The 19,591-nt window shown below is 57.9% G+C and carries 17 protein-coding genes and 1 tRNA gene; 9 read left to right on the forward strand and 9 right to left on the reverse strand.

The window, feature by feature from the left end; genetic code table 11:
* The first annotated feature begins 53 nt into the window (after window positions 1–53).
* The 3 genes from H3V04_RS08505 (at window position 54) to htpX (ending at window position 2,860) form a co-directional block, all read left to right on the forward strand.
* Window positions 54–1,235 carry an ImmA/IrrE family metallo-endopeptidase gene (locus tag H3V04_RS08505; RefSeq protein WP_198188123.1) on the forward strand — a complete coding sequence of 394 codons (1,182 nt, stop codon included), beginning with the start codon at window positions 54–56 and terminating at the stop codon, window positions 1,233–1,235.
* Window positions 1,232–1,831, forward strand: coding sequence for a DUF4411 family protein (locus H3V04_RS08510; RefSeq protein WP_198188125.1), 600 nt, complete (start codon window positions 1,232–1,234; stop codon window positions 1,829–1,831). Before H3V04_RS08505 ends, H3V04_RS08510 begins: the two co-directional genes overlap by 4 nt.
* 90 nt (window positions 1,832–1,921) lie before the next feature.
* Complete coding sequence (gene htpX, locus H3V04_RS08515) at window positions 1,922–2,860, forward strand: zinc metalloprotease HtpX (RefSeq protein WP_045934854.1); 939 nt, start codon at window positions 1,922–1,924, stop codon at window positions 2,858–2,860.
* A 205-nt stretch (window positions 2,861–3,065) separates the two neighbouring features.
* Here htpX and nagA read toward each other — a convergent pair whose 3' ends face one another.
* The 4 genes from nagA to H3V04_RS08535 are packed head-to-tail and all read right to left on the reverse strand — an operon-like array spanning window position 3,066 to window position 7,589.
* The gene (gene nagA / locus H3V04_RS08520; protein ID WP_198188127.1) at window positions 3,066–4,373 is read right to left on the reverse strand and encodes an N-acetylglucosamine-6-phosphate deacetylase; all 1,308 of its coding nucleotides are present in this window, start codon (window positions 4,371–4,373) and stop codon (window positions 3,066–3,068) included.
* 14 nt (window positions 4,374–4,387) lie between these two features.
* Window positions 4,388–5,176: a glucosamine-6-phosphate deaminase gene (nagB, locus tag H3V04_RS08525; RefSeq protein ID WP_198184248.1), complete on the reverse strand. Its 789-nt coding sequence runs from the start codon at window positions 5,174–5,176 to the stop codon at window positions 4,388–4,390.
* Window positions 5,173–6,279 carry an ROK family protein gene (locus H3V04_RS08530; protein WP_198188128.1) on the reverse strand — a complete coding sequence of 369 codons (1,107 nt, stop codon included), beginning with the start codon at window positions 6,277–6,279 and terminating at the stop codon, window positions 5,173–5,175. Before H3V04_RS08530 ends, nagB begins: the two co-directional genes overlap by 4 nt.
* A gap of 5 nt (window positions 6,280–6,284) precedes the next feature.
* On the reverse strand, window positions 6,285–7,589 hold the full coding sequence (locus tag H3V04_RS08535; protein ID WP_198188129.1) for an AGE family epimerase/isomerase: 1,305 nt from the start codon (window positions 7,587–7,589) through the stop codon (window positions 6,285–6,287).
* 298 nt (window positions 7,590–7,887) lie between these two features.
* On the opposite strand from H3V04_RS08535, the gene H3V04_RS08540 reads away from it, so the two are divergent.
* Together H3V04_RS08540 and H3V04_RS08545 are read left to right on the forward strand one after the other, a co-directional pair.
* A complete protein-coding gene (locus tag H3V04_RS08540; RefSeq protein WP_198188130.1) occupies window positions 7,888–9,006 on the forward strand; it encodes an ROK family transcriptional regulator in 1,119 nt (372 codons plus the stop codon).
* A gap of 123 nt (window positions 9,007–9,129) precedes the next feature.
* Window positions 9,130–9,200 (forward strand) — tRNA-Gly (locus H3V04_RS08545).
* Window positions 9,201–10,384: 1,184 nt separating this feature from the next.
* Here H3V04_RS08545 and H3V04_RS08550 read toward each other — a convergent pair.
* The 3 genes from H3V04_RS08550 to H3V04_RS08560 all read right to left on the reverse strand — a co-directional run bounded on the left by H3V04_RS08550 (window position 10,385) and on the right by H3V04_RS08560 (window position 13,115).
* A complete protein-coding gene (locus tag H3V04_RS08550; RefSeq protein WP_198188131.1) occupies window positions 10,385–10,561 on the reverse strand; it encodes a hypothetical protein in 177 nt (58 codons plus the stop codon).
* Between the two features lie 818 nt (window positions 10,562–11,379).
* Entirely contained in the window at window positions 11,380–11,988 is a 609-nt protein-coding gene (locus tag H3V04_RS08555; RefSeq protein WP_198188132.1) for a hypothetical protein, read from the reverse strand.
* Between the two features lie 44 nt (window positions 11,989–12,032).
* A complete protein-coding gene (locus H3V04_RS08560) occupies window positions 12,033–13,115 on the reverse strand; it encodes a hypothetical protein (protein WP_198188136.1) in 1,083 nt (360 codons plus the stop codon).
* A gap of 140 nt (window positions 13,116–13,255) precedes the next feature.
* Here H3V04_RS08560 and H3V04_RS08565 point away from each other — a divergent pair, with 140 nt between their 5' ends.
* Entirely contained in the window at window positions 13,256–13,429 is a 174-nt protein-coding gene (locus H3V04_RS08565; RefSeq protein ID WP_198188138.1) for a hypothetical protein, read from the forward strand.
* Window positions 13,430–13,683: 254 nt separating this feature from the next.
* Here the strand turns inward: H3V04_RS08565 and H3V04_RS08570 are convergent, their stop codons facing one another.
* A complete protein-coding gene (locus tag H3V04_RS08570) occupies window positions 13,684–14,121 on the reverse strand; it encodes a hypothetical protein (RefSeq protein ID WP_198188140.1) in 438 nt (145 codons plus the stop codon).
* Between the two features lie 801 nt (window positions 14,122–14,922).
* Between H3V04_RS08570 and H3V04_RS08575 the strand changes: the two genes are divergently transcribed.
* The 3 genes from H3V04_RS08575 to H3V04_RS08585 all read left to right on the forward strand — a co-directional run bounded on the left by H3V04_RS08575 (window position 14,923) and on the right by H3V04_RS08585 (window position 16,956).
* Window positions 14,923–15,156: a DUF2188 domain-containing protein gene (locus H3V04_RS08575; protein WP_045934889.1), complete on the forward strand. Its 234-nt coding sequence runs from the start codon at window positions 14,923–14,925 to the stop codon at window positions 15,154–15,156.
* 203 nt (window positions 15,157–15,359) lie between these two features.
* The gene (locus H3V04_RS08580) at window positions 15,360–16,169 is read left to right on the forward strand and encodes a hypothetical protein (protein WP_045934859.1); all 810 of its coding nucleotides are present in this window, start codon (window positions 15,360–15,362) and stop codon (window positions 16,167–16,169) included.
* A 31-nt stretch (window positions 16,170–16,200) separates the two neighbouring features.
* A complete protein-coding gene (locus H3V04_RS08585) occupies window positions 16,201–16,956 on the forward strand; it encodes an alpha/beta hydrolase (RefSeq protein WP_198188142.1) in 756 nt (251 codons plus the stop codon).
* A 6-nt stretch (window positions 16,957–16,962) separates the two neighbouring features.
* On the opposite strand, the gene H3V04_RS08590 is transcribed toward H3V04_RS08585, so the two are convergent.
* Window positions 16,963–19,185, reverse strand: a complete 2,223-nt coding sequence (locus H3V04_RS08590) for a sodium:proton antiporter (RefSeq protein ID WP_198188144.1) — start codon at window positions 19,183–19,185, stop codon at window positions 16,963–16,965.
* Window positions 19,186–19,591 lie beyond the last annotated feature (406 nt).

A 19,591-nucleotide genomic window follows, 5' to 3' on the forward strand; every position in this document is an offset into this window, starting at 1 on the left:
TCGCGTAGCTATCATTGTCATTAGAGCCCATCACGGAATCGAAGGAGCGTGACATGGCTAACCTGACTCTCTATCCGGCCACCCTCCAGTGGGCCGTTGAGGAGGGTGATGCCGATCCAGTGGCCCTGTCTCAGCGCCGGGGGCTTGGCCAGTTGCCGGATTGGCTGGAATCCAAGGAACCCGTGTCTGTATCCTTCAACAAGGTAGAGCAGCTCAGCAGGGCCCTGCATGTGCCCTTCGGTGCCTTGGTCCGGTCGGTTGTGCCCCAGCGTCGTTCTGAGCCTCTGGTCCAGTACCGGACCGTAGGCAATACGTCTGTGCAGCCCAGCAAAAACCTGCAGGACACCATCGACCAGATGCGATTCAGGCAGGAGTGGGCCAGGGATGAATTGCTTGAGTCCGGCCTGGATGCCAACCCACTGGTCGGTTCGGTGCGCGATGCCGAGCAGGGCGATGCCCTGGCTGATGCGCTCCGCTCCACCCTTGGGTTGGATGGGCGCTCTGCTTGGGAGGGCGGCAATTCCAGCGATCGCTTCCGTCAGCTCAAGGAACGCGCCTCTGATGCGGGCATCATGATCATGCTCAACTCCCAGGTGGGGTCTACCAGATCCCGCAAGCTGGATCTTCAGGAGTTCCGGGGATTCGTGTTGATCGACGACATGGCTCCGCTGGTGTTCATCAACAGAAACGATTCTTTTGACGGCATGATCTTCACCTTGATTCACGAGGTGGGGCACGTACTGCTGGGCACTCAGGAGCTCTTCGACGGTATTGACGGACAAGGGGACCGCAAGGCCATGGAGCGCGCGATAAACCGGGCGGTGGTAATGGCCGTGATTGACGATGAGCGCTTCCGGCGGCTCTGGCAGGAGAAGTTGGACACGGGCAAGGTGCCGGCGGACGCTGCGGAGTCTATAGCTGACGACTTCCATCTGAGTGCCTTGGCCATGGGGATACAGGCCCATCAGTTCGGCTTGACTGACGAGGATACGCTCGAGGAACTGCGGGCACGAATGGATCGGCATCTTCAGGACAAGGCCGCTCATCATCAGGAGCAGGAAACCCATGGTAATGGCAACAGGACCAATGCCTCCAGGGTTGACACCGGTTTCGTCCGCCTGGTCAATGCCGCCATGGACGGGGGCAGACTGGCTCCGACTGAGGGCTTCGACCTGGTGGGGGTGCGCTCCCCGCAGTCTTATCAGGGATTGATTCGTGAAAAGAAGCTGATATGACCGCTACCCTCTACCTGCCTGATTCCAACATCTTCATCGCCTCCTACCGGCTCAACCATCCTTTCGACTACAAGGAGTTCCATCCCTTCTGGCGATGGATGGAAAAGCTGGCTGAGGACAAGGCGATTGCCATGGTGGATGTTGTCTACGACGAGCTGGTCAACGAGCAAGCCGCTGATCCCGATATGCTGGATCTTTGGGTGCGTGCAGTGTTCAAAGGCCGCCAAATAAGTCATAAGGACGACAGATATGCGCAGGTCTATGCGCAAATCCAGGATTATCTGGTCACCTGCGGGTATTACGCAGAAGAGTCACGCCAATGTTGGGAGCCAGAGAGCAGGGCGGATCCCTGGCTGATCGCCGTGGCCAAGGTCGAGGGAGCAGTCATCGTGACGGACGAGGCCCGGGTCCCGCTGCAACAGGGGCAGCACATGAAGAAAGAGCCCAAGATTCCTAACATCGCAGACCATTTTGGGGTAAAGACCATGAATCTTCGTCGGTTCTTCGATGTCAACGGGAGGTTGAAGAAGGTCCAATATGTTCCTCCTAAGTCTCAAGGTAAGAGAAAAGCTGTGAGCCAACCAGGCCTATTCTGAATGGGTGGTAGGGAGAGAGTGGGCTCAGCAGCCTCATCTTTTCAGCGGTCGTTCAGCAAAAATTCAGCGGTATTGTCTACCATGGAATCCATGAATGGCAAGCTGAAGGTTCACGGACATTTCAACGGCCTGAAAACGACGCTTTTGTTCGCCCTCATGTGGGCCGTTATCATGCTCATCTGGTGGCTGACCGGCGGTCGCCAGGGCACGCTGGGCATCTATATCCTCATAGGCCTGGCCACCACTTTCGGGTCCTACTGGTTCTCCGACAAGGTGGCGATCGCCTCCATGCATGCCCGGCCGGTCAGCGAGCAGGAGGCTCCCGACCTCTACCGGATCGTCCGGGAACTGTCGGGGAGGGCAGGCAAGCCCATGCCCCGCATCTACATTGCCCCCACCGACTCTCCCAACGCTTTCGCCACAGGCCGCAACGAGCGCCATGCCGCCGTCTGCTGCACCCAGGGGATTTTGCGTATCCTCAACGAGCGGGAGATTCGCGGGGTGCTGGGCCACGAGCTCATGCACGTCTACAACCATGACATCCTGACCTCTGCTGTGGCTTCGGCCATGGCCACGGTCATCACCTACCTGGGATACTCCCTCATGTATTTCGGCGGCGATAGCCGGGACAGGGATAACGATTCCGGCGTCTTCGGCCTCCTGGGTGTGCTGATCAGCTCGATTCTGGCCCCCCTGGGCGCATCCCTGATCCAGATGGCCATTTCCCGAACCCGCGAGTATGACGCCGACGAGGACGGCAGCCGGCTGACCGGGGACCCGGCGGCTCTGGCATCGGCACTGAACAAAATATCCTACGGGTCTCAGGCCGTGCCCATGCCTCAGACCGCTGGCACCCAGAGCGCCGCTGCCATGATGATCGAGAACCCTTTCTCGGTCAAAGGGTTCAGTAGGTTATTCTCTACCCATCCTCCCACCGAGGAGCGCATAGCCCGTCTGATGCAGATGAGCCAGGAGATGGGGCAGCAGACCCAGGTGAATTCCGGGCGTGGAGCCCAGGTGGGGTACTGAGAGACCAACGGGCTCATGCGCCTGTACACCTGTCAATAGCGGTGGCTCTCTCCTGCTGTCCTCAGCCGATAATTCCGGAAGTGGTCAGAAGGGCCAGAAGTTAGGCCGGGCCTTCTGACCACTTCCGCCTTAGTGCCCTCATTGGCGGAGAAGCCAGCTCGTTAGAGAGGAAGCAAGTAACTAGAAGCCCTTGGTTATCCGTCTTTTAGATCTGAATTCTGTGACCATTGCAAACCACGGTTTTGACGGACCAGTCAGCCGGGTTCAGGAGGAGGAGGTCGGCAGCATAGCCGGGTGCCAGCAGGCCCAGCGGGGCACCAATGATCGGGTTGGGGCGGTCCAATCCCAGGGCCCGGGCAGGTGTCAGCGTGGCGGCTTCCACGGCCTGGGGGGCTGGCAGGCCGATGGACTGAACAGCTCTGCCGACTGCCACATCCAGGGTCAGGGTTGAGCCAGCGATGGCCCCGTTGGAGGTCAGGCGGGCGTGGCCGCCCTTCACTGTTACGTCCAGGGAGCCCAGCTTGTAGGCACCGTCCTCACAGCCGGTAGCCTCCATGGCATCGGTGACCAGGGCTATCCGATGGGGGAAGAGCCTGAAAGCCAGGTCGACGCAGGGGTCCTGCACATGGAAACCGTCGTTGATCAGTTCGGCCGTAACCCGGCGGTCCTCCACAGCGGCCGGAATGGGCCCTGGCTGACGGTGGTGGATGCCGTTCATGGCGTTGAAAACATGAGTGAGCATACGGGCGCCGGCATCGAATGCGCGGCGGGTCTGGTCATAGTCGGCATCGCAATGGCCAACCGCAGGCACCACACCGGACTCGGCCAGGCGGGATATGGCCTCGTAGCCATGGTCGCGCTCGGGGGCCAACGTCACCTGACGTATGCAACCGTCGGCAGCTTCCAGGAGGCGGTCGAGAACCGCTGGTTCAGGATCGCGCAGGCACTTGGGATCGTGCGCGCCCTTACGGGAGAGTGCGATGAAGGGCCCTTCCAAGTGGGCGCCCAGCACATCGGGTCTGGAGTCCATGACACGCCTGACCGAGCGCAGATTGGTGCACATCGTGTCGACCGGGTTGGTGATCAGGCTGAGCACCTGCCTAGTGGTTCCATGGACCATATGGCAGGCCCTGGCCGTGCGAATGGCCTCGTCGCCGTCATCGAAGGAGTGGACCCAGCCGCCGTGGGAGTGGATGTCGATGAACCCGGGGGTGAGGATGAAGCCCGTAGCGTCGATGAACTCTACGCCGTTTGCAGTCACGTCATGGTTATCGGATCCAGGCTGGAAGGAGGGGGGCAGGCTGGGCAGGCCAGCGGCCCTGAGGGCGGATTCCAGGCTCTCCCGGCCTTGCCCGACCTGTTCAATCCTGCCCTCCAAGGCCAGAATCCAGCCATCTTCCCTGATGCCTCGGGCGTCTATCAGCCTTGCGCCGGTCAGGACAAGGGGATGGGCCGGTCCATTCAGGGATGATTCGACCGCGAGCCCCGCCGACTCGTATGCTTCCTTGGACATGTTTGGTCTGCCTTCTAGATGGACTGCCAGTCAGGCTTGTTGGCATATGCCCACTTGTAGTAGTCGCGGTTGCGCAGCCGGGAGGCGGCGGCCTCGTCCACGATCACTGTGGCGTGGGGGTGCATCTGGAGGGCGGAGGCTGGGCAGAAGGACGATATACCACCCTCCACACTCTCGGCCACGGCTTCAGCCTTACCAGCTCCGAAAGCCAGAAGGACCAGCTGGCGTGCCTTGAGGATGGTTCCGATTCCCTGGGTGATGCAGTGGGTGGGCACCTGGTCCATGTCATTGTCGAAGAAGCGGGCATTATCGATGCGGGTCTGTTCGGTCAGGGTCTTGATGCGGGTGCCCGAGGCCAGGGAGGATCCGGGCTCGTTGAAGCCGATGTGCCCGTCGGTGCCGATGCCCAGGATCTGCAGGTCGACCCCGCCCACATCCTCGATTGCCTGATCGTATGCGCGGCCAGCGTCCTTGATGGTGTCCAGGTTTCCATTGGGCACCCTCACTTTGGCGGGATCCAGGCCCAGAGGCTCGACCACTGTCCGGTCGATGGTGGAACGGTAGGACTGGGGGTGGGCCGGATCCAGCCCCGCATACTCGTCCAAGGCGAAGCCGCGCACCTGTGAAACGTCGATCCCCTCCTTGTGGACCAGATCAGCAAGTGCCTGGTATGCCGCCAAAGGGCTGGACCCCGTGGCCAGACCCAGCACGCAGTCGGGCTTGCGCCGGATCAGGTCGGCCGTGCAGCGGGCATAGATTTGGCCGGCTTCCTCCTGCGACTTGACGATGATGATTTCGGTCATGATGCGATTTCCTTTCCAATAAGCTCGGATGGGCGACTGTCGGCGGCCATGCGTCCTGCCAGGGCGGCGCCGATGGCTGCGATGGGCAGGTCGGCCGGGGCCAGACGCAGCCGGTCGGGCAGACTCAGTGAGGCAATAAAATGGCTGCAGGCCGCGCTCCTATTCAGATGCTCGGTGACCAGATCCAGCAGGGGCTGACCGGTTTTGCTCATGCCGCCGCCCAGGATGATGACTGTCGGATCGATGGTCAGGGCCACAATCTGCACGGCCAGGGCGATGCCATGGCCGATAATGTCCTGGACTTCCTGGGCGTGCTGGTTCCCTCGGCTTGCCTGGGCAATCAGGTCAGGCAGGGGGTGGGCGATTCCCGGCCAAAGGGCTTCCACTGCCGAACCTGAGGCCACGGTCTCCAGACAGCCACACTGGCCGCACTTGCAGGGGAACTGGTGGGCGTCCACCGGAATGTGGCCGATTTCGCCTATCGCCCCGCTGGCTCCGTGTTCGATTCGGCCCCCGCGGATGATGCCCGCCGCCAGACCGGTACCCAGATTGATGAAGACCACAACATGGTCGTCCTGGTCGGGCAGGGCCCTGGGACCGTCACGCCCAGGCTCCGATGCAGGGCGTCGGGCCTGGTTCCGTGCGGCCACGGAGCGGGGTGTGGTCCCAGGGGCCACCAGGGTGTCGCCATCCTGCGAGGCGGCCCCCAGGGCAGCGATGTTGACATCGTTCTCGACACGGACGGGCAGGCCGGTCGTCTTGGCAACGGCAGGGCCCAGAGCCATGTGGCGGATGCCCAGGTTGACTGCGTCATCCACTATTCCCCGGTTGGCATCCACTCGCCCCGGGATGCCCAGACCTACGGTGGCCGGACCCTGGTTCGGGCCCACTCGCTCCAGCAGGTGCCAGATAAGTGTCACCGTGTCGTCATGAACCGCCTGGTTGCCCTCGCGCGTAGGGATTCGATGGCAGGCCAGCAGGTGTTTGCCGCCGTCCATGGCCACGCCCTCGATCTTGGTGCCGCCGATGTCTATTCCCAGGCTGATTGAACGGTCCTGGGCGCTATCTGTATCCGCCTTGGGATGCGGGGTCGATGCTGCCATGGATTTCAGCGGGCCTGGTCCTGGTCCGCCCATCCCTGTCCGCAGGCCTGCTTGATGGCTGTAGCGATGGAGACCGCCGGGTCGTTGTAGGGGATCAGGGTGGATTGGAAGGCGTGGTAGAGGTCGGACTTGCCGGGCCATACCGTGCCGATGACATGGTTGTCGGCATCCAGCTGATGCCACCAGGACCCGCCCTGGTGGTCGATCAGATAGTGGTCTATGTAGCTGCAGAAGGTGGCGTACCAGTCGGCGTAGGTGGCCTTGCCGGTGGCTGCATAGAGGGTGGACGAGGTGTTCAGGGCCTCGGCCAGGGTCCAGTGCATGCGGTCGTGGACCACAGGGCGGCCCTGCCAGTCCGTGGTGTAGACCAGGCCTTCGGCTCCGTCGGCGGCCCAGCCATCCTCCACAGCCCTGGCGAACAGGTGCTCGGCTGCCTCGATGTAGCGGCGACGGTCGGCATCCTGATCGAACCTGCTTAATGCGTACTGGGTGATCAGTCTGGCCCATTCAATCCCGTGGCCCGGCGTTGCCCCGTAAGGCTTGAACTGGTCGGCCTTGTTATTCTGGTTGTAGTCCAAGTCGGCCCGCCAGTCGCTGTTGAAATGCTCGGGGATGCGCCACTGGTTGTTCTCAGCCCAGCTGATGACCTGGTCGATGATGCGTCCGGCGCGCTCGCGGTAGTCCTCCTTGCCGGTGGCATCGGCCACGGCCAGGAAGGCCTCGGTGCTGTGCATGTTGGCGTTGAGCCCCCGGTAGGGGTCAAGCCGGGTGAAGCCACTGTCCCAGGTGTCCACGGCCAGGCCCTTGTCGTCATCCCAGAAGTAGCGGTTGAAGATCTCAAGAGCCTGGTCCAGCAGATCCTGTCCGTCGGGGTCACCCGCCAGCATGGCCGAGGATGCGGCCAGGACCACGAAGGCGTGGGTGTAGCAGGTCTTGCCGCTCTCGGGCTGGCCCTGCCAGGAGACCGAGGGGTACCATCCACCGTGGTCGTCGTCGTGCAGGTTGCCTTGAAGGGCCTGGACGCCACGATGGACCAGCTGTAATGCCCCCGGGTAGCCCAGGAGGCTGCCGATGGCGTAGACGTGGGTCATCCGGCAGGTGATCCAGGTCTGGATTCCCTGCTCGGGGTCGATGGTGCCGTCGTCATTGAGCCAGCCGGCGCCGCCCTGCTCGGTGGGGAACCCCCGCCCGAAGTCCAGGAAACCGTAGGTCTGCGAGGCCATGAAGATGCGGTTGGCTTCATTGCCTAGCAGGTATCGGGGATTTATGGCGGACGGTGAGACTCCCGAATGGTTCGGTGTCGTGGTCATGGCGATTGCTCCTTTGCTCAGCGGGGGGATGCAGCTGTTTCTGGTATCTGTTAACAGCCTAACACTTAATTGTTAGGAAACTGAACTTTTTATTGGCTGTCCCCGTGGTCTTGCTCACGATGCTAGTGCGCAGTCCTGAAAACCCGCAGCTTCAGTGCCGCAATGGCGAGGTATGGACCTGCCCAGGCAAGGAAGTTTACAATATAAGGTGCAAGCATGGATGGGCGTGATCACGGGGTTCAAGGCCCAATCCCCATGGCGGGTCCCCGTCCCCGCATTATCTATCTACAGGTGAATCATGATCAGCAATACCGGCAACCTGTCCAAGGCGCTGCCCAAGTCTGTGCGGCACCATAACCGAGCCATCCTGCTCAGACTGCTCTACCCCGATGTCAGTATGACCAGGGCTGACCTGGCCCGCGCATCAGGGCTGACCAGGGTCGCCATATCGGACATCGTGGCCGAGCTGCTGGGCGAGCATCTGCTCATGGAGGTGGGTTATAGCAAATCCACCGGGCCGGGCAAGCGGGGAAGGCTGCTGCGCATCAATCCCGACGGGCGAAGCATCCTGGCCCTGGATCTTTCCACGCCCTACGTTTTCAGGGGGGCGGTGCTCAACCTGACCGGACAGGTGGTGGCGCGTGAGGAGATCCCTCTGACCGCTGACGGCAAGGTCCCCCTGGACTTGGTGGGGGAGTTGACTGATTCATTGATGCAGCGGGCAACCCACCCCATCATGGGCATCGGCGTATCCAGTCCCGGCATCGTCAGTGCCGAAGGCGTGGTGGATGATGCCACCAACCTGGGCTGGGTTCAGACCGACCTGCGCGGCTACCTGCATGAGAAGACAGGCCTGGAGGTGACGGTCAACAACGATGCCAACAATGAGGTTTTGGCCGAACGGCAGTTTGGCTCGGGCCAGTCCGACCTGCTGCTGGTCCATCTGGGCGACGGAGTTGGGGCAGGATTGCTGGTCTCTGGCGAGCTGGTGACTGGTTGTAACCGTGCGGCTGGAGAAATCGGCCATGTGGTCGTTGACCCCACAGGCCCGCAGTGTCGCTGCGGCAAGCGCGGCTGCCTGGAATCACTGATCAGCGTTCCCAAGCTGACTGCTGCAATGGATCGGGATCCCGACAATCTGGCCGGCATTTTGCGCCGTGCTGGCGAACTGCTGGGTCGTGTTCTGACCATGCCCGCCGGCCTTATGGACATTCCTCGCGTAGCTGTCCTGGGCGACTCCAGGGTGGTCAATCGCATTTTCCTGAGTGCCATGGAGAAGACCATGAACGATGCCCTGGCCACTGATTTTCGGCGCCCATTAGTGGTCGACCGCTCGGCCCTGGGTGAGGATGCAGCCTTGCTTGGGGCCTGTTCCACGGTGGTGGCTGACCTGATCGAGCCTGACGGCACCGTCTGAAAGTGGATTTAAGGGCAGTCTCGCAACCGTGCCCGGAGTTGGTGATTCGCGCACATCGCCGAGACCTGCTACCATGGTGACTCGCATGCGGTTGGCCGAGGTTTGACCCCGGTGGCCGGATTTGCGGGCGTAGTTCATTGGTAGAATGGAAGCTTCCCAAGCTTCAGAGGCGGGTCCGATTCCCGTCGCCCGCTCTCTGTTGCGATTGCTGTGATATCAGTGAAGATACCTATTAACCAGCTTAGATTGTAAGAGAATGGCAACAAAGTGGCAACATTCGGGAACGTGAGATTAAATGAATTGCAAGAATAATCTCCAAGAATGGGTAAGTAGAGAAAATGCCCTTACTCGACTTTTAAATCAGAGTTATGTATGGTCCGAACTAATAGGGTGTGGATAAATGGAGTTCGCGAGGAGTTGCTTAGACTGGAGGAATCCCTGGTCTATGCAATTGGAACGGACGAAATTTTGGAGACCGTAGTTGAACAGAACGTTGACCCTTATTGTAAAATAGAGGAGCGTTTACGAAATAAATTGCAAGTAACTGTATTTACTCAAAAACGAGTCTGTATCGGAACTCTTGAAAAGTCTGATGAGTCAAATTGTGCTTGGTCTCGCACACTAAAAAGATTGAGCATCAAGAGTTTTCGCTAAGCGCATCCGAGCCGGCTTTTTCTGAACAAGATAGGTTTACCACACAGCAGCATTTAAATATTATTGCTGAATACAATGGCTTAAAGGAACCTTTAAGTAAAGGTTGCAAAAGTATTAATACTCATTATTATGAACATTATATGGACGGCCCATCTTTACTTGAAGGGATGGAACATATAAATCCACTTATTATTGAAGACCTCAATTGCTGAGTCTTGTTACATCTTTAATAGATCTTGACAATCCCGCTTCAACCTATAGAAGGTAAAAAGCAATCAAAAATGGCTTTTGTATAGTTTGCCGTGCTTGGGTTCGGTTAGCTCTATCTATTTATAATGTTGACCACATTAAACAAAATGTGAGGTCCGCGAGCTTGGCTGGGCTGTTCCGCCAGGCGTGGCCTGTGCAGGTCATGTACCGGCCCTTCGAGTAGGCGTCCGCGTCCATCAGGCCCCAGGCCTTGACATCCTTGCGTTCGGCGCACTGGCCCCAGATTGTGTAGCCTCTGGTCGGAGGGGCTGATTTCGATTCAGGTCCTGACAGCCTCGGGCGCAAGCAGCATCTTGGCCCAGTCGGCCAGGTATCCCCGGGAGTTGTGGAAGTGGTCCATGTCGATGCAGCGACCCTCCTCTCAGGGTGGAGCTCAGGCCATCCCTGGCCGTGGACTGCTCCGCCGCGGGCAGGTCAGTCTATATGTGACCGAATCGGTGCTGGAGGCCTGGGCTCAGCCGAAGCAGAACGTGCGCTTACTGACAATCTCGTCCCTGTGGACTAGCTGCCGGCGCAGCCGCTGATCGGCTATCGCCATGTCCGGGGGCATCTGCATCGTCCAGCTCGCTAGGTGGGCCCGCTGACGGCAGGCGTCGGAGGTAGAGCCTGCACAGGCGTCCCCGGTCCACATGTTCGACAGTAGGGTCTGCCGCGGAACTAGCATCGTACCTTTTTTTAATCATATCTTGTCAAGATCCGGGAAACAAGAAATACCAGCAATATCAGGCATGAATCCATTACGTGACAACGGTAAAAACAAGGTTCATGTCACGAAATGCAGACCCAGGCGCATTCCCCCGGCCGCCCCTGCGGTCCGCAGAACGGCGAACGCTAGGAGACTTGGGGAAAAGATGTAACCCGGTCGGGACACGAGCAGCAGACGCACGCATAATTGGAGGTGCTATTCGAAGGTGATGCCACCTCGTCCCGGGATGCGCTACCCACACCGGGAGGAATCAATCCCGGATTTGTTTTGACATGATGAAGCCTTGTTGGACGATACCATGAATTGCGCGCTGTGGTCTCTCTCGTTGCCTTTGTTTTGTGGCCAGCGTTCGACAGCCATTACAGACTGTCAAGCTGTTGTTGTCGCCGGGGATGATGTGATCGCAGCCCGTTCCTATTTCGTTGCAGCCTTTTGTATGCTGCTTGGTTTGGCATCTGCCGTTCGCTCTGGCTCTGAACTTAGCTCTAACCAATTGCCGGTCTTTGGGGGTCGGACATGCCCGTGTGAAGTGTCCCATCAACTGCGTCTGCTTGACATTGCGGTTCCTGGTAAAAAGTGATGAGGCAGGGATGCCTGGCTCATGTGCAAGGATTGTGGCTGTGGCGTGGCTGGGCAAGGATGAAAATACTGCGGGGTTCTTATTGTGTTCCTGGGACCTGCCGAGTCGGGCACGGTCCAATTTTTATTTGTTCGATTAGTGCGCAATCAGTTTTGTGCTCATGTTAACAAGTTTTATCTCGTCCGTTGAGCAATGGGATGACATCGTTGATTTGTACATATGCTGAATACAAATTTGGCAATGCCATCAAAATGCTTACAGCCACATGTGCGCTTAAAAGCACGATCACAACGCTTCCAACTCGATGAATCCATGGCGATAGGCATGGTAACGCTGGCAATTGAACGGCCATGGCTATCAAAGTTATTATTGAAACAAGAACAGCGCTATATGCCCCCGCAAGAATGTGTGCTATAGAAGAATCAAGCAACCACCTCTCAGCTGAAGTTCCCAATCCCTTATCCGCTTTAAAGATCTGTCTCCAGTTTGCAAGCTGACTGAACGTAGCGATCAATGCACCTGCCAAGATGCCCATCACGGCAATCAACGTATCACCAAAATTAAGCTGGAGTCTTAACACGTACGCAGCTATTCCTGCCGACAGCGGCACTATATAGACAATAAAAATCCCCAAAATGGAACGTCTCGTACCTTTATGGGCAAGTATATTCTCTTCGGGATCGACTGAATCTTCTTTAGGATCGGGAGTATACAAACGCAGTGATTTCCACTGTCCGCGGTATATCGACATTGGAGCCATTGGAATTTCCATGGAACTCCTTCCTCACCGGAACTATTTAATTAAACTTATTAGCGCTAGACCTGTGTCATAGAAAGATTACAATCGACATTCAAGGCAGGAAGATCATATTTGCCATCGTCAGCAGCAGCAATCAACCTCAGGTTATTCCCGGCATCCTTCCATAAGTCTTCTATAGTCGACCCATCTGACATGGGATAAATGAACAGCTGATCTACGGTTTCTGCAGTCACCGTCTTGATTTTGCCATTTTCCTCGTAAGTAATTCCACCGTTATTTATCATTTTCTTAGGCAATTGCAAGCCGTCCTTAGGCATCAGCGCAGCCACATCCTGAGCGCCTTGCAGCCGACTGAGACTCGATTTTTTTTGCACAGCTTTAATCCACTTTTTAAGCACTTTATTAACTCTTATTCGCCATGCTGCACTAACACTAGACACGGTAAGCGTTAACTTCTGACTTTCTCGTGATCCGAAACCAGACACCGAATGCATTTCAAGCTCGATTTTCTGAGGCTTGGCAGATGCCATCACGCTATCGAACCTATTCCGATCAATAACTGGAGTGGCAGAAAATCTATACCATTCCCCGGTTGCTACTGTTTCAGAAGGATTGTCTTTCGAAACTTGCGATATTGAAAGGTGATATTTGTACGAGATATATTGCAAAAGATTTTCACCTTGTGCAGATCTACCATTCACCGTGCAAGCCATGTAGCAAACATTTTTATCGGGCTCATTTTGTTTGGGCTCAGGGAAAGCCATACGTACTTCATATAGACTCGACGCGGCTTTCTCACTTATATTTTCTGGCTCGCCGAATCTGTCGTATAACCAGTCCTTGTCGCCATAATGACCAAAAGTGATGCTGGCGACAAGTACATTACCGATTTTCCGGCAATCTTTTACGCAAAAACAAGGAGTCCCTTTTAAATTCTCCTCGTCAGTTATCGGCTGCAAGTCTTCCGGCTTAATAAAGGCAGATGCTCTTCTCATTACCGGTGTCATCAACTCAATCATCTGCGTATATATGAAATCTTCCATGCTCTGTCCGGCAAGTTGACCTGTAAGCATGACTTTACGATCATTACATTTTTTAGCCTCGACCTTATAAAGACGGTATAAAAGCAAATCACTCATGCGATAGGCCCCCTTACTATCAGATTTGTGCCACTCAAAGATTATACCTACAAGAGGAATCCACTGGTTCTAAGAAATTCAGAAAGGCCGAACAGCTCTGCCTAACTGCTCGTAATGGAATAAATTGTATACGCAATGCAATGGCATTTGCCGTTTGCCCCGGCTTCGACAATGGCCTTAACACGCGCCCAATACGGAAGGGGTACGGGGTGGATGGGGAGATGCTGGCGAAGCATACTAGGTTGCTGGAGGAGATGGCTGACGTGGGGCTGTTGGCCATGTCGGTGGCGTTCAAGGGTGATACTGAGCGCTAATCCAGCGTCACGGGTCCGATTCCCGTCGCCCGCCCCCTTCTCAGAAAATCGCTAATGGCACTGACATCTGGGTTTGGGAAGATATCGGCTTTGGCGAGGATAAACTCTTGTGCGCATCTGGTACTGACTAGCAGCTTAACGAGGATAAAGCAGATACCCCAACTGAGCATATGCCGCGTTCTTTGCGCATCCATATCGTTAAATGAAACTGGTCGGCCTATAGTTGGTGAGCGAGCGTCAGCATCAGCGTTTACTCACAGGGGAATATCGCTGACGTCTATCGAGAGGAACAGTACCCCAGCCAGACTATGCAGCAAGACGATTAACGTCACTAAAACAAGCAGGATTTTTGCGACGACGTTCCACCATTTCCGGGCTTTTCGCGACTTCCCTTTATACAAGGCAACTATATGGACAATGCCGCTTATCAGCCAGCAGACAAGCCCCACAATGGTGGTCGCAATTATCCTGTTCACCCAAGTGTCCGAGGCAAAATCAACGGCATACGGGAATGCCATAAAGAACTGAATAGGAATTTTGCTATACCAGCCCCAGCTCATTGGCAGCAACAGAGCCAGGCCTAGAAGCCATAGGACAAGGTCGGCATGAGCGGGTACGTGGATCGTGCGGCGAAGGTCGGTCTTCTCCGTATCCTCGCCTGTTTTATCCGATTTCCGTCCCCTGCATGCCATAGCCGCAAGGCTACAGCATCTGTAGGTAGGAAGAGCCGCTTGCAGACGCTTCCTCACATTCCCCGTTAATCCTGTTCCGCTTGACCACCAGTTTTCACTGAAGAGTTTCTCATCTGTGAAAGGTTTAACCGTGCGATCTGCAAGGTGGGCGACTATAGCAAAAGACGGCACGAATCATGGCGTGGCCTTGTTTGTGTTTCCACGTCTGATTGAGGCGTATGCGTGGGCTTTTGCTCGCCACATCCAATGTGAGGAAGTTATATCGCAGCTTGGCTTGTTGGCATGAGATTAAGGATGTGGTGCCTGTCAACTCAATCCGCGACTATGCCGACGTGACGCCTGCTGACCAGCTGATGGAGCGCTTCCTCGAAGCTATTACCAACACTTGGTGGCTTCTGGGCACGCTGCTTTCCGCATCGGCGAACCAATCGCGCCTATGGTTGCAAACAGGACTCTGCTCAAACCTCTAGAATCTCAAGGTTAATGGAGATGTGTCCACCTTGCCTGAATATGCATCCAACCCAGATCCTGTATCCAAGTAGGTAACTCAACATCCGTAGTTTCGTTCCACTTAAATCACCCCATAGTAATTTGCTCTGGTCATTTTTATTCTCTTGCCCATAATCGAATCTTCGATACCTGACCTAAAAGTTGCAAGCCCGGCAACAGTGCGGAAAGCCTCTCTTAGCGCCATCATTGATGAACAATATTCCTGGAAGTTCTGGAGTGTCGAAGCACGGTGCCTCAGGTCGGGCAGTGGAAGATGAGGGGGTACAGGGAAGTATGGAAAGGACGGCCATCATGGCTGATTATCACGTGCAATATGACGGGGATCGCGATCTGTGGACAGTCAAGCGGGCCGGGGCCTCACGCGTCTCCCGCACCTTCGCCACCAAGGCGGAGGCCACCAAGCAGGCCAAGGTCTTTGCGGACCGGTCCGGCGGCGGCGAGGTCAACATCCATAACAAGGGCGGCAACAAAATCCGCGACAAGCGCACCATAGGCAAGAAGGATCCTCGAGACATCAAGGGCTGAACTCCGACTGGGCTCTGTGACCTTTCACCGTAATCGGGCCTGTGCACGTGCCGAATGTCGCGGTGATAAGCAACGATGTGCTTCCAATATGCCCATCTATCATCCCGGCAGGATGTTGGGATGGTGAAGCATTGGTCGCCGTCGCTGGTCTGTATGTGTCCGCCCCCATAGACTGAAACCAACCGTGAAAGGTGGCGAGGTCGATGGCCGATGGTTTCAACCAGCTGGATCAGCGGCTGGCGGACAGCGGGTATGACGAGGGTCTGCCAGCCTCCTACCCTCCTCGCCCGGATATTGATGAGCGTCCCATTCAGATAGCCCATGCCAACATCTGGAGTCGGTTTGCGGCGGTCACGGGGCTGGTCTCGGCCCTGGCGGGCGCGGCCTTGCTGGCCCATGCCATAGCCCCCTCCAGACTGGGGGTCATAGGTCAGGTGGGCATCTCCGCCTGGGTGGGTGTCTCCGTGGCCTTTGCCCTCTTGACCATAATTTTGGTCATCATAGCCCGTCATTCAGGACCGGGCCCGAACCGGCCATCGGTAGGTTCGGCGGGCATTATTCTTTTGATTTGCGGAATGCTCTTGACCCTGGCAGGCCTGCTCATTGCCAACTCTTCCCCCAAGGGCATCATCAAGGCTCCTGCGCGTGACGAAGCGCCCACCAGCTCGCCCCAGGCCATGACCGGCGGTATCGACAAGGCTGCTGGCCAGTGCGCTTCGGGTTGGCATGACATCAGCCCGGGCGGGTATGTAGGCATCTCCCAAGCCCGGTATTGCACGGATACGACCATGGCCTACGTGGTTTTCGATAACGATTCCGCGGCATCCCTGGCCAAGGGGCCTATCCGCGCCAGCGTGCCCGACCTGCTCTCCCGCTACGGAGGCGGGTTGCAGCCCCAGGATCTATGGCTGCTGACCGGCAAGCGTTGGATGGTGGTGGGTAGCAAGGCCCAGGTGACCGGACTGCAGAGCCAGTGGGGTGGCCAGGCCGAGCCGCTCATGGGTCAGCATTGAATGACCGGTCCGGTCGACTATCGTGGCAGATATGGATCAAGCACAAAAGGATGACGGCGGATTGGTGGGTCGGCCCTCCACAGTGGTGCCCGGACGTTTTGGGCAGGAGCTCAAGGTTGAGCAGGTCCGTTGGTCCCGCAAGCAGGGCACAGCCAACCCCTCGCGGCCCATTTTTGTACTCATGCACGGCTGGGGTTCCAATGAGGAGGACATGGCTGACCTGATGCGCTATGTGGCCCCCTACAACGACTACGCATCCCTGCGGGCGCCCATGGTGGTGCCAGGCAGCGAGCGCGGCATGTTCGGCCCAGGCTACACCTGGTTTCACGATATGCGTCCCGAGCAGGAGGACCTGGATCGGGATGGCTATGCAGCGGCCCAGGCTGTGGACGCCTGGGTTTCAGCCAACATCCCCGAGGACCGACCCGTAGTGGCCATGGGCTTCTCCCAGGGGGCCATGCTGGCTGTTCATCTGCTTCGGATCAACCCAGAGCGCTACCGGGCCTCCATATGCCTGTCCGGGTTCCTGGCCCCGGGCCTGGTGCCCGGCACCGCTCCGGCGGATGAACGCCTGGCTGGCTTGAACAAGCCGGTCTTTCTGGGCTTCGGTTCGGATGACACCACGGTGCCCAAGTACGAATTCCGCGCCCTGGCCGCCTGGCTGGATGAGCACGTATGGCTGCACACCACCGAGTACGATCACCTGGACCATGCCGTGGACATGCGCGAGATGAACGACCTTCGTCAGTGGCTGGGCGAGATCGACGTGACCTCGGGCCTTATGTAGATCGGCTCAGAGGGCCGAGTCGGCGTCGACCTGCATGACGTAGACGTTGCGCCGCATCTTCCTGGCCGTCGTGCGTGAGATCTCCCCGGATTCGACCATGTCCTGGATCTGGCTCAGCTCGATGGCGTAGCCCTCGCGCTTGGCCTCCTCCACCTGATCCCTGACGGCAGGTATCCCCGCGTATTCGGTCTTTCCCTCCGCCGAGGATTCAATCATCTGGTGGTTGATGATGGTGTTCAGCAGGTCCTCGGTCTTGAAGCGGCCCTTGCCCAGCTCGGAGTAGAGCTTTTCGATCAGGAAGTGGTTCATCTCCGCCTGCAGATGGCGTCCTGCCACGTAGACCCGGTCCTTGTCGATCGGCTGGGCCAGGTGCTTCAGTCGGTGGAACTGGCTGTGCAGCAGGCCCCTGAGTCGTCTGCGAGCCGTGTAGGCCCTCCAGCGGAGCTCACCGCCCCTGTCCAGGTGAAAGAGGGATCCGGATATGGTGGACAGGATCCTGCGGGCGGCCTGTTCCTGGCTGCGCAGATTCAGCAATTCGTCCTGGTCGTCTCCGCGCCGGTCGATCAGCTGGGCGTCGGCATCCCTGTCGGCTACGGTCTCGGCCTCGGTGCTGGTCTCGGCCTCGGTCTCGTCCCCGGTGGCAGACTGCGTTGATGCAGGTGCCTGTTCTATGCCCGCGTCCTCGTTCCTGAGCCGCTCCTCCAGCTGATCCTGGGCCTCTTCGATCCGGCTGAGCCGCTCCTCCATGTAGTCCTGCTCCCACTCCATGGTCTGCACCTGCAGGTCCTGGAAGTCCTTGGGGGAGTACTGGCCGATCTCGGACTTGAGCTTGGCGATGCGGTGGTTGTACTGCTTGATCACCTGCTGGATGGCCAGCCGGTTCTCGTCAGTGATCCTGCTGGAGAGTTCCCGGACTGTGCCCCTGAGCACCTTGATGGATTTTTCGACCTGTTGGGCCGGCACCTCGCTGCTCTGTGAGGGAGCCAGCAGGGGCAGGGCGAAGTTGGCAAGCACTAGGGTGACGATGATGACCCCGGCGGCCACGAAGATCAGCTCGCTGCGCATGGGGAAGGCAGAACCGTCATCGGTCATATAGGGGATGGTCAGGGCCAGGGAAAGGGTGATGGTCCCCTTGGGGCCGCCGAAGGTCATGACGGCTGCCGATCTCAGGAGCTTGGATGTGATCCGTGGCCTGCTGCCGGTTTCGTGGTCCTTGGTGAAGATCAGGACGCTGGCTGTCCAGAGGAAGCGCAGCACGATCACGGTCAGGCAGACCACGGTGATGGTGGCTACCAGCATCCAGTTGCTGACCCGCCGGTCTCGCCAGCTGGTGCCCATGGCCGCCGGCAGCAGCATGCCCAGAAGGACGAAGACCGCACCGTTGAGGCTGAAGGAGAGCACCTTCCAGACGCTGGACGAGACGATGTTGGCCTTGGAGGTATTGGGTCCCACTCCGGTGTGGTCGAAGCGGATCAGCAGTCCGGTGGAGACCACGGCCAGGACTCCGGACACATGCAGGATGTCCTGTCCGACCATGTAAATCAGGAAGGGCAGGAAGAGCTCCAGCAGGATCCGGGTAGTGGTGGTTTCCCAGCCCAGGCGGCGGGCCGACTCAAAGAGCCAGTTGACCACAAAGCCCATGATCAGGCCGAAGCCGATGCCACCCACGAACTCGAGGAGGAACTCGCCCAGGGCCTTGGGCAGGGAGAAGGAGCCGGTCACGGTAGCCAGGATGGCGAACTGGAAGCCGATGACACCGGTGGCGTCGTTGAAGAGCGATTCGCCGGCAAGGATTGAATGTTCGTCTGGCGTGAGGTCGGCGCTCTCCCCTAGTGAGGAGACGGCCACGGCATCGGTGGGCCCCAGGGCGGCGCCCAGGGCCATGGCCGCGGCCAGTGGGAACATGGGCCAGGCGGCATGCAGGATAACCCCCACCATGATCATGGTCAGGGCGGCCAGTCCGATGGCCAGGGAAAGAGAGGATCGCAGTCCCTTGAGCAGCTCCACCTTGTTGATGGTGTGGGCCTCGTAATAGAGCAGGGGCGCGATGAACAGGACCATGAACAGCTCAGGGTCCAGCCGCATCCGTGGGAAAACGGGCAACAGGGCCATGACTGCGCCCAGGACGATCTGGACCAGGGGGGTGGAGATCCGGGGAATGAACCTGGAGATGAAGGAAGAGACGAGGACGGCAGCAAGTATGCACAGAATGAGGATGAATGTTTCCACGGGCTTCCTTTCCGCCACGCAATCCCGGGCGGGCTGCCGCAGGCCCGACTAGCAGGGTTCGTTCGACCAATGAAGGAATCTCCGAGTGCAGGGTCGCATGAGGATCGACGTCGCACCGTCCATTATACGGAATGGGGATATCCAGGAACAGCATTGATGGACAATGTGCGCTAAGTTGACACCTCAAGCCAAAATGGTGGACAGACTGCGCTCGCGATGGGCGAAAATTTGTGAAAATCCGGCCCGTGGACCCCTCGTAAACGCATGAAAGGCCGGCTTAATCGGTATACTCTTGAAGACCGGGAAGGCTCCGAACCTCCCAGCGAGCATTGCTTGCGGTGGCTGACCATGGAGCCCCATCTCTTGACCCTGGGGACTTGCGTGCACGCTATTGTTTCCCCGATGC

Source organism: Bifidobacterium sp. M0353 (genome assembly GCF_016100645.1).
In the GTDB taxonomy this organism is placed as follows: Bacteria; Actinomycetota; Actinomycetes; order Actinomycetales; family Bifidobacteriaceae; genus Bombiscardovia; species Bombiscardovia choladohabitans.

Excerpts from the sequence above, each read along its gene's own strand:
- H3V04_RS08505 (WP_198188123.1), top strand. The coding sequence starts at position 54 with ATGGCTAACCTGACTCTCTATCCGGCCACCCTCCAGTGGGCCGTTGAG.
- H3V04_RS08510 (WP_198188125.1), top strand. The coding sequence starts at position 1,232 with ATGACCGCTACCCTCTACCTGCCTGATTCCAACATCTTCATCGCCTCC.
- htpX (WP_045934854.1), top strand. The coding sequence starts at position 1,922 with ATGAATGGCAAGCTGAAGGTTCACGGACATTTCAACGGCCTGAAAACG.
- nagA (WP_198188127.1), bottom strand. The coding sequence starts at position 4,373 with ATGTCCAAGGAAGCATACGAGTCGGCGGGGCTCGCGGTCGAATCATCC.
- nagB (WP_198184248.1), bottom strand. The coding sequence starts at position 5,176 with ATGACCGAAATCATCATCGTCAAGTCGCAGGAGGAAGCCGGCCAAATC.
- H3V04_RS08530 (WP_198188128.1), bottom strand. The coding sequence starts at position 6,279 with ATGGCAGCATCGACCCCGCATCCCAAGGCGGATACAGATAGCGCCCAG.
- H3V04_RS08535 (WP_198188129.1), bottom strand. The coding sequence starts at position 7,589 with ATGACCACGACACCGAACCATTCGGGAGTCTCACCGTCCGCCATAAAT.
- H3V04_RS08540 (WP_198188130.1), top strand. The coding sequence starts at position 7,888 with ATGATCAGCAATACCGGCAACCTGTCCAAGGCGCTGCCCAAGTCTGTG.
- H3V04_RS08550 (WP_198188131.1), bottom strand. The coding sequence starts at position 10,561 with ATGTGGACCGGGGACGCCTGTGCAGGCTCTACCTCCGACGCCTGCCGT.
- H3V04_RS08555 (WP_198188132.1), bottom strand. The coding sequence starts at position 11,988 with ATGGAAATTCCAATGGCTCCAATGTCGATATACCGCGGACAGTGGAAA.
- H3V04_RS08560 (WP_198188136.1), bottom strand. The coding sequence starts at position 13,115 with ATGAGTGATTTGCTTTTATACCGTCTTTATAAGGTCGAGGCTAAAAAA.
- H3V04_RS08565 (WP_198188138.1), top strand. The coding sequence starts at position 13,256 with ATGGCATTTGCCGTTTGCCCCGGCTTCGACAATGGCCTTAACACGCGC.
- H3V04_RS08570 (WP_198188140.1), bottom strand. The coding sequence starts at position 14,121 with ATGGCATGCAGGGGACGGAAATCGGATAAAACAGGCGAGGATACGGAG.
- H3V04_RS08575 (WP_045934889.1), top strand. The coding sequence starts at position 14,923 with ATGGCTGATTATCACGTGCAATATGACGGGGATCGCGATCTGTGGACA.
- H3V04_RS08580 (WP_045934859.1), top strand. The coding sequence starts at position 15,360 with ATGGCCGATGGTTTCAACCAGCTGGATCAGCGGCTGGCGGACAGCGGG.
- H3V04_RS08585 (WP_198188142.1), top strand. The coding sequence starts at position 16,201 with ATGGATCAAGCACAAAAGGATGACGGCGGATTGGTGGGTCGGCCCTCC.